10 protein-coding genes are annotated in these 11,514 nt (G+C 44.4%); 4 read left to right on the top strand and 6 right to left on the bottom strand.

Going from position 1 to position 11,514, the window contains the following annotated elements:
- The first annotated feature begins 16 nt into the window (after positions 1–16).
- The gene (locus tag QEP08_RS19860; protein ID WP_285060443.1) at positions 17–1,171 is read left to right on the top strand and encodes an acyltransferase family protein; all 1,155 of its coding nucleotides are present in this window, start codon (positions 17–19) and stop codon (positions 1,169–1,171) included.
- On the opposite strand, the gene QEP08_RS19865 is transcribed toward QEP08_RS19860, so the two are convergent.
- Positions 1,168–2,718, bottom strand: a complete 1,551-nt coding sequence (locus QEP08_RS19865; protein WP_285060444.1) for a glycoside hydrolase family 10-like protein — start codon at positions 2,716–2,718, stop codon at positions 1,168–1,170. The genes QEP08_RS19860 and QEP08_RS19865 overlap by 4 nt on opposite strands.
- A 187-nt stretch (positions 2,719–2,905) precedes the next feature.
- On the opposite strand from QEP08_RS19865, the gene QEP08_RS19870 reads away from it, so the two are divergent.
- A complete protein-coding gene (locus QEP08_RS19870; protein ID WP_285060446.1) occupies positions 2,906–3,814 on the top strand; it encodes a DUF8428 domain-containing protein in 909 nt (302 codons plus the stop codon).
- Here QEP08_RS19870 and QEP08_RS19875 read toward each other — a convergent pair.
- The 4 genes from QEP08_RS19875 to QEP08_RS19890 are packed head-to-tail and all read right to left on the bottom strand — an operon-like array spanning position 3,806 to position 9,521.
- A complete protein-coding gene (locus QEP08_RS19875) occupies positions 3,806–7,525 on the bottom strand; it encodes an ATP-binding protein (protein ID WP_285060448.1) in 3,720 nt (1,239 codons plus the stop codon). The two genes, QEP08_RS19870 and QEP08_RS19875, sit on opposite strands and share 9 nt — an antisense overlap.
- Positions 7,526–7,555: 30 nt before the next feature.
- Entirely contained in the window at positions 7,556–8,437 is an 882-nt protein-coding gene (gene fabD, locus QEP08_RS19880) for an ACP S-malonyltransferase (RefSeq protein WP_285060450.1), read from the bottom strand.
- 32 nt (positions 8,438–8,469) lie between these two features.
- Positions 8,470–9,099, bottom strand: coding sequence for a GTP cyclohydrolase I FolE (gene folE / locus QEP08_RS19885; RefSeq protein WP_285060452.1), 630 nt, complete (start codon positions 9,097–9,099; stop codon positions 8,470–8,472).
- A gap of 11 nt (positions 9,100–9,110) precedes the next feature.
- Positions 9,111–9,521 carry a 6-pyruvoyl trahydropterin synthase family protein gene (locus QEP08_RS19890; RefSeq protein ID WP_285060453.1) on the bottom strand — a complete coding sequence of 137 codons (411 nt, stop codon included), beginning with the start codon at positions 9,519–9,521 and terminating at the stop codon, positions 9,111–9,113.
- A gap of 92 nt (positions 9,522–9,613) precedes the next feature.
- Here QEP08_RS19890 and mqnB point away from each other — a divergent pair, with 92 nt between their 5' ends.
- Both mqnB and QEP08_RS19900 read left to right on the top strand, forming a co-directional pair.
- On the top strand, positions 9,614–10,246 hold the full coding sequence (gene mqnB, locus QEP08_RS19895; protein WP_285060455.1) for a futalosine hydrolase: 633 nt from the start codon (positions 9,614–9,616) through the stop codon (positions 10,244–10,246).
- A 34-nt stretch (positions 10,247–10,280) separates the two neighbouring features.
- Positions 10,281–11,126, top strand: a complete 846-nt coding sequence (locus QEP08_RS19900; protein ID WP_285060457.1) for a menaquinone biosynthesis family protein — start codon at positions 10,281–10,283, stop codon at positions 11,124–11,126.
- 8 nt (positions 11,127–11,134) lie between these two features.
- Here the strand turns inward: QEP08_RS19900 and QEP08_RS19905 are convergent, their stop codons facing one another.
- Positions 11,135–11,512, bottom strand: a complete 378-nt coding sequence (locus QEP08_RS19905; RefSeq protein ID WP_285060459.1) for a hypothetical protein — start codon at positions 11,510–11,512, stop codon at positions 11,135–11,137.
- Between the last annotated feature and the right edge of the window lie 2 nt (positions 11,513–11,514).

Consider the following 11,514-nt stretch of genomic DNA (forward strand, 5'->3'; position numbering starts at 1 on the left):
CTTTAATAATTAAATAATGGCCTCAGCGATAAACGACAAACCGGCGCGCCTGCTTTCCCTGGATTTTTTCAGAGGGGCTACAGTGGCGGCGATGATACTGGTGAACAACCCGGGAAGCTGGGCGCATATTTATGCGCCACTGGAGCATGCCGAATGGAATGGCTGTACGCCTACCGACCTGGTTTTCCCTTTCTTCCTGTTTATCGTTGGGGTTTCTATTGCTTATGCTATGGGCAGCAGGAAACCGGATCCCGCCTCGCACAACAAAACAATTGTCAAAGCGCTGAAAAGGGCGCTGATCCTGTTTGGGCTGGGCTTGTTCCTCTCGCTGTTCCCTAAGGTATTTACGGAGCCTGCAGAGGCTTTTCAGCATGTGCGTATACCCGGAGTACTCCAGCGAATTGCGGTGGTATTCTTTATTTCCTCGGTGATCTTTTTAAAGACTTCTGAAAAGAACATTTTCCGGTTGTTTATCGCTTTGCTTGCGGTCTACTGGGTTTTGATGACTATGGTACCTGTTCCGGGTATAGGGTATGCCAACCTGGAAAAGGAAACTAACCTGGGTGCCTGGATCGACCGGGCGGTACTTGGCGAGGCCCATTTATGGAAATCTGCCAAAACCTGGGACCCTGAGGGAATACTCGGGACCATACCGGCCGTAGCCACCGGTTTGTTTGGAATACTGGTCGGGGTATATCTGAAGCGCAAAGACATTGATGCCGCCACTAAAATGGCCTGGCTGTTTTCAGCGGGCTTTGCTGCCATAGCGCTGGGCTGGGTCTGGGGTTTACAGTTCCCCATCAATAAATCACTCTGGACCAGTTCTTTTGTTTTGTTTACCGGAGGCCTGGCCACCGTGGTGCTCTCCATGAGCTATTGGATCATTGACGTCAATAATTATAACCGTTTCACAAAACCTTTTGTAGTATATGGAGTCAACGCGATCACCGTATTTTTCTTATCCGGTTTGATACCGAGGATATTGAATATGACAAAAGTAAGCAGACCTGACGGCTCTGAAACTGGCGCGCAGAAGTGGCTTTATGAAAGCTTTTTTACGCCATACTTCTCGCCAGTCAATGCTTCTCTGGCCTGGGCGGTCACTTTTGTGCTGTTCTGGCTGGTTATTCTTTGGGTGATGTACAACAAAAAAATTATTATAAAAGTCTAATTGGAAGCGTTGATGACTTTTGCCTGAACTCCTACCGGCCCGCTTGGGTCACTTTCATTTTTAAGTCTGTCCAGGGCAGTGACCATGTAGTTGTACCTTTTCCCGCTGTCTACACTGGTGTCGATAAAGGAGGTAAAATCTTCAAAACTGATCCTGATTATATTTTTCGCGTTGAGCACATCAATTTTCTCCCCTTCCTCGAAACGATAGACCACGTATCCCGACGCGGTCTCCCCATCTGATGCCTTTAACGGTTTTTGCCACTTCAGGTGCACGCCGTCAGTTAATGCTTCCGCGCTGAGCTGCTGGGGCTGATTGGGTACGATTTCATCCAGCCATGGCATTTGAGGCGGCAATGCAGGATACTTGTACAGGTCATTCCTGAGTGAATCGCCTGTTGCACGGGCTACATTGGAAAATGATTTTGAGCTAAAGTATACGCTCCCCTGTACCCTGTTGTTGCCCCTGATGTAGCGTACCTGGTCGGGGATCTGGTTTGGCAGACGCCATGCGGCCTCCATTTTCTGGTTCATGAGATAGGCTGCCTGCCCGATGTAAAGGTGACGGCCAAAGGTATTGTTGCTCCACCAGTCTACGAGCGTTGCAAAAGGCGCGACCCGGCGTGTGAAACTAAAATAGATCTGCGGATTGATGTAATCTACCCAGCCTTCCTGCACCCATTTCCTGGAATCGGCAAAGAGCTCGGCATAATTGGACATGCCATTGGTAGCCGAGCCCAGTGAATCTTCAGAAATATTTCTCCAGATCCCAAACGGGCTAACGCCAAACTTCACATAGTTTTTATAAAAATGGATGCTGTCCCTGAGCGCTTTGATCAGCAGATTTACATTGTTGCGCCGCCAGTCATTGATGTTGGTAAAGTCATTGGGATATTTTTGAAAAGTTGCACTGTCATTTATTCTTTGACCTTCCACTTTGTAAGGATAGAAATAATCGTCAAAATGAATGCCGTCTATGTCATACCCCTTCACCACATCCAGGATCACCTGCACGATATATTCCCTTACCTCTGGTATGCCCGGATCAAACTGCTTTTTCCCGGCATAGGTAAAGAAAAGCTCAGGCCGCTTTTTTGTCATGTGGCTTTCGTGTACAACAGCGTAAGGGCTCATTGTAGCCCGGTAGGGGTTGAACCAGGCGTGCAGTTCCATACCGCGCTGGTGCGCCTCCTTTATGGCAAATTCCAGTGGATCGTATCCCGGTGCCGGCGCTACGCCTTGTTTGCCCATCAGCCATTGGCTCCAGGGTTCTCTTGACTTGGCATAAAACGCATCGGCTGCTGGTCTTACCTGCAGCATAATGGCATTCATTCCATTGGCTTTGTGCTGCTCAAGGATACCGATAAACTCTTGTTTTTGGCGGTCTGCGCTCAGACCTGGTTTGGATGGCCAGTCTATGTTCGTCACTGTGGCTACCCAGACACCCCTGAATTCTCTTTTTGGAGCAATTTTTGATGTGGTTTGCGAAAATGCGGGTAGCGGAATTGATAAAGTTAATAATAGTGCATAAATAGTGGCTCTGAGCATCCTTTTATGTGTTTTTCCAGTGGTATAAAATAGTTTCATTTGTTGTGTGCAGCAGACAATTCAGTCCCTGATCTAGCAAGTAAACGAATTTTTTGAAAGTCTCATACAATTTGAAGTTTTTTTTACCATTTATTATATTTTAATTATGTTCGTTTGCAATCCCAAAGATAGATAAGAATTTATAACGATGTCAGATCAGAATGATATAGTGAACAAGGCCGATCGCAACAAGATTTATTTTCTTGTGGTCGTAATTGCCGCACTTCTGGGTACAAATGCATATCTTTTTTTCAAAGATAAACACCAGACTGAACGCTACGCAAATGTAAGCACCGAAAAGGACCGGCTTAAACTCGAAGTGGAGAAGATCGAGGTGGAGCTGGACAAGGTAAATGCATTGAATGTGACGCTAAGTGATCAGCTGATTAAAGAACAGGGGTTGGCCCGCGAAAAGATCGCACAGCTTAAACTCGCGCTGCAGCAGGGCCAGCTGACACAGGAAGACCTCATTAAGGCACAGGAACAGGTGAAAGAGCTGAGGGAATTTGTGAGGACTTATAATGAAACCATTATCAAGCTGGAAAAGGAAAATTTACGCCTGAAATCGAGGATGGACAGCCTGAGAGCTTCCGCAAATTCCGCGGCAATGCATGCGGCAGAACTTGAACAGCAAAACTCAGAACTGAATGCCCGGGTAAAAACCAGCTCGGCATTGAAGGCCGCTAATGTAACGGTGGTTGCATACCGGGTAAAAAGCAGCGGAAAGAATATTGAAGTTACCAAAGCAGGTTCCGCAAAAAAGCTTAGTGTTTCTTTTGACCTTGTGCCCAACCCTCTGGCCCAGAAGGACTATCATAAGATCTACCTGCGTGTGTTTGATCCTGCGGGTAACCTGATTGCCAATGAAAACAATATGTTTGAAGCCGAGGGGCAAGAGATGCAGTATAGCTCCTCTACTTCAATATCTTATAATGACGACAATACTTCTTATACTATGGACTGGATCAATCCCAACCAGTTTATGAAGGGAACATACGCTGTCATTCTATATGCCGACGGCTATACCATGGGGCGCTCTGAAATCGCGCTAAGATAAGGGAAAGCTGAGATAAAAAGTCGTTCCGACTTCTGCCGTGGACTTAAATTCAATGTGACCTCCTGCATTTTCTACTGCCTGTTTTACAAATGCGAGCCCGAGTCCGGTTCCGGAAGATTTAGTCGTAAAGTTAGGAACGAATATTTTGTCCTGCAGGGCAACATCTATACCCTTCCCGTTGTCTTCAACTGCGATAGAGACCTTTTCATGGTCATTGGTAATCGTTACCTTGATGAGACACTTTGTTACCGCAGCAGCGGCTTCTATGGCATTTTTAAACAGGTTGTTAAAAGTTCGGAGCAGCTGGTCTTTATCGCCGAGTATGATCACTTCGCGTGTAGTCTGGTCCACAATATAGATCTCTGCGTTTTGTGTATTGGTAAAAACATCTCTTGCCTGACCGATTATTGGCAGCAGCTGCAGTTTTTCCAGCTTGGTATCAGGCATCTTGGCGAAATTGGAAAATTCGGAGGCAATGGTGGATAAACTGTCGATCTGCTCAATGAAGGATTTGCTGAAGCGCTCAAACTTTTTTTCAAAGTTGGCATCTTTTTCCTTCCATGATTTTTCGAGCAACTGCACACCGAGCTTCAATGGTGTCAATGGGTTTTTGATCTCGTGGGCCACCTGCTTGGCCATCTCCCGCCAGGCGCTTTCCCGCTCTGATCTGGCCAGCTTATTGGCGCTGTCATCCAGTGCTGAGATCATCTTGTTATACTCCTTGATCAATGATCCGATCTCGTCATGACGCGACCATACGATGGGCTGGTTCTTCTGTCCCAGTTTCGTTTTTTTGATGCTGTCTTGTATGAAGGTAAGCGGACTGGTGATTTGGTTGGCCAAAAATACTGCAAGTATACCTATGGCAACAAATACAAGTGCGTAAATGTTAATGAGCGTATTGATAAATACCCCGATCTTGCTCTGATAGTCTGCTTCATTTGAATAGTAAGGAACATTGATATAGGCCACTGTCTGGTTTTGGGCATTTCTAATGGGGGCGTAAGCCGATGCGAATACGAATTTCCCTACTTTCTCGGCAGGATCAATAAATTCTGACCGCTGAAGCTGCCCGAGGTTGATGAAGGCATTTGGACTCATGCGCTTGCTCAGTATTCCCTGATCGAACATTCCGGGCAATGAGGTAAATAAAAGGCCGCCGTTGATGTCAAAAAGATTTAAGTAAGCGGCATTGATGTCAGCAAACTGGTTAAAATCGGCAATGGCTTTATCAGTTTGATAAGGAATCCCGGCACTCAAAACCTGTTTCTCATAAGATTGCTGAACCTTGCGCACTTTCTCTTTTATGAAATCCAGCTGCTGTTCCCGGTATTCCTTCCGGATGTAAAAATAGGTGGTCCAGCCTACTATAAGCAGGGTCGCGACTACCGATAACACGATAGAAAACTGAATCCTCGTCTTGTAAAGGATCTTGTTTGCATTGATCATCAGGGAACGGTTGATATTGAACCAGCCCGTCCAGCTTTCGTCAATGTTCTTCATCAGCCAGATCAGGATATAAAGGGTCAATGAGAACAGGATGAACACCAAAAAGAAAAAGGAAAGTGTTGCAAGCCGGACCACATAAGAAACGTTCTCTTTGCTGATGACCAGTACTTTCGATGATACCGGTGAATACACAAGGTGGGTAAAGTTTAAGCTGTCTGTAAAAAACTCCCTTTTTACAGATCGTTTCCTGTATTGGTCACTGGAAAGCCGGTAAGTGTATTTTCCGGTCTGGCTTTCCAATCTTCCGTCCTTGTAAAAAGCAATGGAATAATTGCTGTAGTCGTCGTCATTTTTAATGGTATGGTCCAGCAGTATTTCCGGCAGCTGCCCTTTATAATTATAGGCCTGGGACTTGAGTTCAATGACCAGTGTCCCCAGCAACCGGCTGTCTTCAATGATCGGTATGATGCCAAAATAGTTTTGATAGCCAAAAGTGTCATTCAGTCTGTAAAAAAAATCGGATTCCTGCATTTTGACAGATCCCGATTGAACCAGCCCTTTGAAATAGGCCAGTTCGACGCCCCTGTGCCCGGTAGTTGAAGAATCTATACTGTTGTATTCATGAATGTTGTATTCAAACTTGGGCAGAAAGTTTTCCAGGTATTGTTTGTCAATGTGCTTTTGCAGTTCCACCTCACTGTTCAGGGCCGGCTGCTTAAAATAATGCTGTACAAACCGGTTGGCCAAAATGCCCTTTTCCAGGTTTTCAATTGCACTGATTACTTTAAAATCTTCTGTTGTGACCAGTCTTTGGGCAATGGCTTCCCTGCTGTTCCATTCTTTTTCCCTGATAAACCTGAGGTATTTTACCGAGGAAATAAAAGCAAGACAAAAAAAGAGTGAAGCAAATATTCCTATGGAGAACTTGTTCCCGCGTTTATAAAAATTCCATGCCATAATGAAGATAAACAGTCCGTAGGCAATGAAAAACATACTGAAACCAGTCAGCAGCCGATACAGGAGGTATATGGTAAATGCACCCAGGAACAAGATCAGCCGTTCTCTGTTGGATACTTTTAATTGCAATGTCTGCTGCATTAAAATAATGGCGATGATGTAAATGTTGAACCACACCAGACACAATATGATAATACTTACCCAGCTGATCCAGCCCAGGTTGATGATATTGGTAATGTCAAAGTTGATCTTTGAGTTGATGATCAGGCCAAAGAAAACGGCGTCAAATAAAAAAGCGATCGTCCCGAAGATCAGCAAAAAGATGAAATGAAATGCAAGCCCGGAAGCCTTATTGCTGATCAGCCATTTGGGCAGCTTGTATTTGTCACTGTAGGTATAAATGAAGAGCACAACCCAGGTAAGAGCGATGACATTGAGCAGAAAATCGCCAAGGGACGGCATCAGGAAGCTTTCTGCGTATATATTAGGACTAAAGATCTCCAGATCAAACTGACGGTTGAACCAGCCGTATTCCAGATCGGTAATCCTTATTGCCAGAAAGAAAAGTGTTAAAAGTACCGTGGCCAGTATCAAGTGTCCCCGCTTTACCAGTCGGGAACAGAAAGAATTGAAAAACAAACAGAAACTGAAGAGGCCGACTATCCACAGCCAGATTTCCATGGCCGCATAAATACTTTTGGTGTATCCCGGTTTTAGCTTTACTTCAAACAGCAGACTCCCGTCAAGCTTATTAATGCCCTTAACCTCGGGATCTGTAAAAGTGGCCAGTGTAAGTGAATTTGTATTGGAAAGCAATGGGGAGATCTCATTGTCAAGATATTGGTTCTGGATCGAGTACTGGCTTTTGATCTCTATTAAAAAAAGGATAATGTAAGAGCCTGATGTTTTTTTTATAACCTCGTACCAGCCATTTGAATATTGGACAAATGAAGAGCCCTCCCTGATAAATTCCGGATCAGAAGGTATAGCTTTAACAGAACTCCAAAACCTAAGCTGGCCATCCTGATAAGTCAGAATATTGAGGCCTTTATCTCCATAGGTATTCATAAAATTCAGGCCATAGTCTTCATTCACATGATATTGCTTGGCACTTTCGATCTGCCTGGCATCCGCGAGAAAGTTATAAGCAATACGCTCTTTTACAGCAAGACTTTCCTGAAGCTTGGCGGCTTCATGTTTTAACTGTTCCTTTTTTGTGATCGAATGCTTTAGCGACAACGCGGTAACGATACAACAAGCACCTAGTATTACTAAAAGAAACCGGATTTTGCCTGCTATACTCACTTTTGCTATTGGATTAAGCGTGTCATTTCATCATACGGACGTAGCCGAACTGGTTTGTACTTCCCTGCTCACCTTCCTGACCAAACCCTGTAATACATTTCCCGGGCCAACTTCCACAAATTCCATGGCCCCGTCTGCGATCATACGCTCAATTGTTTGCGTCCACTTTACCGCACCCGTTAGCTGGGTGATTAAGTTTTCTTTTATTTTTTTAGGGTCAGTATTAGGTCTTGGGTCCACATTCTGATATATTGGACAGATTGGGGCCGCAATGTCTACTTTTTCGATGGCATCCTGTAGCTCTGCTCTCGCAGGTTCCATCAGCGGTGAATGAAATGCGCCACCTACATTTAACTTTAAAGCACGCTTTGCTCCCGCCTCTGTTAGTTTCTGACAGGCCAGATCTACACCTGCGATGCTTCCCGAAATAACGATCTGCCCGGGACAATTGTAGTTTGCAGCAACCACTACCTCATCAATCTCGCCGCAGATACGTTCTACCACATCATCCGCCAGCCCCAGAATGGCCGCCATAGTGGATGGCTGTAATTCGCAGGCCTTCTGCATGGCATTGGCCCTGGCAATCACCAGCTTCAACCCATCTTCAAAAGATAAGGCAGATGCGGCAACAAGAGCAGAGAATTCTCCTAAGGAGTGTCCCGCTACCATATCAGGCTTAAAGTCAGCGCCAAGGGCTTTAGCCTGGATCACTGAATGAAGAAAAATTGCGGGCTGCGTTACTTTTGTCTCCTTAAGTTCTTCATCCGTACCTGAGAACATAATGTCACTGATGCGGAAACCTATGATTTCGTTGGCTTTTTCAAACATGGCTTTGGCTTCTTCATTTTCGTAAAGTTCTTTGCCCATACCTGAAAACTGAGCGCCTTGTCCTGGGAATATATATGCTTTCATTCTTTATTGTTAGGTTAAAATTCAAGGTGTTCTTAATGTAAGTTGGCGGTGATGAGTCTTAAAAACTCTGCCCTTGTTTTATCTTTTGCGAATTCGCCGGTAAAGGCGGATGTTGTTGTTACGGAATTTTGTTTTTGTATACCGCGCATAGCCATGCACAGGTGTTTACATTCAATAACTACAGCAACGCCGGCCGGCTGCAGTGTTTCCTGGATGCAATCCCTGATCTCATTTGTCAGACGCTCCTGAACCTGCAGACGCCTTGCAAATGCATCAACGATACGAGGTATCTTACTTAGACCTACTATATGGCCATTAGGAATGTAGGCAACGTGGGCTTTACCGAAAAAAGGGAGCATGTGGTGCTCACACATAGAAAAAACTTCTATGTCCTTTACAACAACCATTTGACTATAATCTTCTTTAAACATCGCTCCCCGCAGTATCTCTGAAGGATTGAGGTCATAACCATGGGTGAGGTACTGCAATGCCTTAGCCACACGCTCAGGCGTTTTCAATAATCCTTCCCTTTCGGGATCCTCGCCAAGCTGGCCTAAAATATCTTTGTAGTGGTCAGCTACCGCGTTTATCTTACCTGCATTGTAACGGTCTATTTTTATGTAGCCGTTCTCTTCATCATCAAGGTGGTCTGTATGATTCATAATTGTGCTAATTAACCGAAGTATTCAACAAAGTTATTTTCGGTTTCGTAAATTTTTATGCAATGCAGCTGAGCTCCGGATTCAGAGATCAATGGCAACAATACCTTCCAGATCTCTATTGCCAGGTTTTCCGTAGAGGCTAGTTTCCCTTTCATAAAATCTACATCAAGATTTAGGTTTTTGTGGTCAATCTTGTCAACAACATGTGTATTGGTAATATCTTTCAACCACTTTAAGTCAACTAAAAATCCGGTTTCCGGGTTGACCTCACCTTTGACTGTTACATACAACTGATAGTTATGTCCATGCCAGTTCGGGTTGGCACATTTACCATAAACTTCTGTATTTTTATCTTCGGTCCAGTCGGGCCTGGACAATTTGTGTGCTGCGTTAAATGATGCTTTTCTCGTTATATATATCATTTCCGGTTATGTTATTGACAAATATACGCAGAAAGGTTTAAGTAGAAAGGTTTAATGGTTAACTTAGATTTACCATAAATCTGCAGACAGCAATGAAAATCCTGATAGTAGCAGCAACAAGGCCAGAAATCGCACCGCTATATGAGCATTATAATTTACCGCAAAAGGACTTTTTGCAAACTACTGAATTTGACGTGCTCATTACCGGGGTTGGAATGACTGCCACCGCATTTGCACTGGGCCAGCGGCTCTCCTCAAAATATAATCTGGTTTTGAATTTGGGGATTGCAGGAAGTTTTGACAGAACGCTGCCACTTGGCACCGTATTGAACATCTCCAGTGATGAACTGGCAGAGCTGGGCGCAGAAGACAAAAATGGTTTTATAGGAATCGAGGCGCTTGGCTTTGGAAAAAGCAGGTTCAGCGCCCACCACCATCTGCTAAATGACCAGCTTACCGCGCTAAAGAAAGTCAGTGGCATCACGGTCAACTGCGTGCATGGCAATGAAAGCAGCATAGCTGATGTCGTAAAGCGACTAAATCCTGTAACCGAAAGCATGGAAGGTGCCGCGGTATTTTATTGCTGTGAACAGACCGGGACTCCCTGCCTGCAGGTACGGAGCATTTCAAATTATGTAGAACCGCGCAACAAAGAGGGCTGGAAAATAGGTCTTGCCGTCAAAAATCTGAATGACTGGGCGATTCGCTTTTTGACAAATACTTAACCAATGCACTTTTCATTGTCACTACCTTTGCCTTATGAAACTTACCCTTGGGTTTTCACCTTGTCCTAATGATACCTTTATTTTTGATGCGCTGATCCATCACAAAATTGACACTGAAGGTTTAGATTTTGAAGTGTTTTTCGATGATGTGGAAACCTTAAATCAAAAAGCTTTCAGGGGAGAGCTGGACATTACCAAACTTAGTTTTCATGCTTTCGCCCATGTTTGTGGGCAGTATGCCTTGCTGGATGCCGGCAGCGCGCTCGGATTTGGTGTAGGTCCGTTGCTGATCTGCAAAAAAGAAGCCTTGCTGGCTGAGGCAGAAAATTTAGATCCTAAACTAAAAGTGGGAATCCCCGGTAAGTTTACCACAGCAAATTTTTTATTGGGCATCGCTTTTCCCCATTTAGCGGACAAACAGGAAATGATTTTCTCTGAGATCGAGGATGCGCTGATCCATGAAAAGATAGATCTCGGACTCATTATTCACGAAAACAGGTTTACCTATTCAGAAAAAGGCCTGTATAAGATCATTGATCTGGGCAGTTACTGGGAGCAGTTAACGGGTTGTGCCATCCCTTTAGGTGGTATTGTGATCAATCGCAATCTCGACTATTCCGTTCAGGAGAAAGTGAACAGGTTGTTGCGAAAATCTGTCGAGTTTGCGTTCGCGCATCCCAAATCGGGATTGGATTTTATCAAAGCACATGCACAGGAAATGAGTGAAGAGGTGATGTACAAGCACATTGAACTCTATGTAAACAAATACTCAATTGATCTTGGTACTGAAGGGCGAATGGCAATAGATGTTTTGTTTAAAATGGCGCAGGAAAGGGGTGTAATTAAGGCTTTAACACAAAATATCTACTTCAGGCCTTAACCATAAACTTAACGGCAGGGGCCATCCGGAATCTCCTTCGTAATCTTCAATAATTTGGTAACCACCATTGTAGAATCGAAATCCGCGGAAACGATCAGGCTGTCGGACTTAATAAAATGGCACTCTACTTCAATGTATACCGGTTCGTATGGCTTCTCAAAATTGAAATTGCTGTAAGCAAGCTCCAGTGTTTTGGCACTGTCAGCTACCCAATACTCTCTTCCTTCCTCACAATCAGTGAATGATTTTATTTCCGGACCAAAACTATACAGGCCCTTTATCAATTTAGTATTGCTTTTTTTCTCTCCCTCAGACTTTTGATTGCAGGCAGAAGTCACCGCGACAAACAGGAAAAACAATAAAATTGACTTTTTAAACAAATGCATAC

It is taken from the genome of Pedobacter ginsengisoli (assembly GCF_030244015.1).
Classification (GTDB): domain Bacteria; phylum Bacteroidota; class Bacteroidia; order Sphingobacteriales; family Sphingobacteriaceae; genus Pedobacter; species Pedobacter ginsengisoli.

Excerpts from the sequence above, each read along its gene's own strand:
- QEP08_RS19860 (WP_285060443.1), top strand. The coding sequence starts at position 17 with ATGGCCTCAGCGATAAACGACAAACCGGCGCGCCTGCTTTCCCTGGAT.
- QEP08_RS19865 (WP_285060444.1), bottom strand. The coding sequence starts at position 2,718 with ATGCTCAGAGCCACTATTTATGCACTATTATTAACTTTATCAATTCCG.
- QEP08_RS19870 (WP_285060446.1), top strand. The coding sequence starts at position 2,906 with ATGTCAGATCAGAATGATATAGTGAACAAGGCCGATCGCAACAAGATT.
- fabD (WP_285060450.1), bottom strand. The coding sequence starts at position 8,437 with ATGAAAGCATATATATTCCCAGGACAAGGCGCTCAGTTTTCAGGTATG.
- folE (WP_285060452.1), bottom strand. The coding sequence starts at position 9,099 with ATGAATCATACAGACCACCTTGATGATGAAGAGAACGGCTACATAAAA.
- QEP08_RS19890 (WP_285060453.1), bottom strand. The coding sequence starts at position 9,521 with ATGATATATATAACGAGAAAAGCATCATTTAACGCAGCACACAAATTG.
- mqnB (WP_285060455.1), top strand. The coding sequence starts at position 9,614 with ATGAAAATCCTGATAGTAGCAGCAACAAGGCCAGAAATCGCACCGCTA.
- QEP08_RS19900 (WP_285060457.1), top strand. The coding sequence starts at position 10,281 with ATGAAACTTACCCTTGGGTTTTCACCTTGTCCTAATGATACCTTTATT.
- QEP08_RS19905 (WP_285060459.1), bottom strand. The coding sequence starts at position 11,512 with ATGCATTTGTTTAAAAAGTCAATTTTATTGTTTTTCCTGTTTGTCGCG.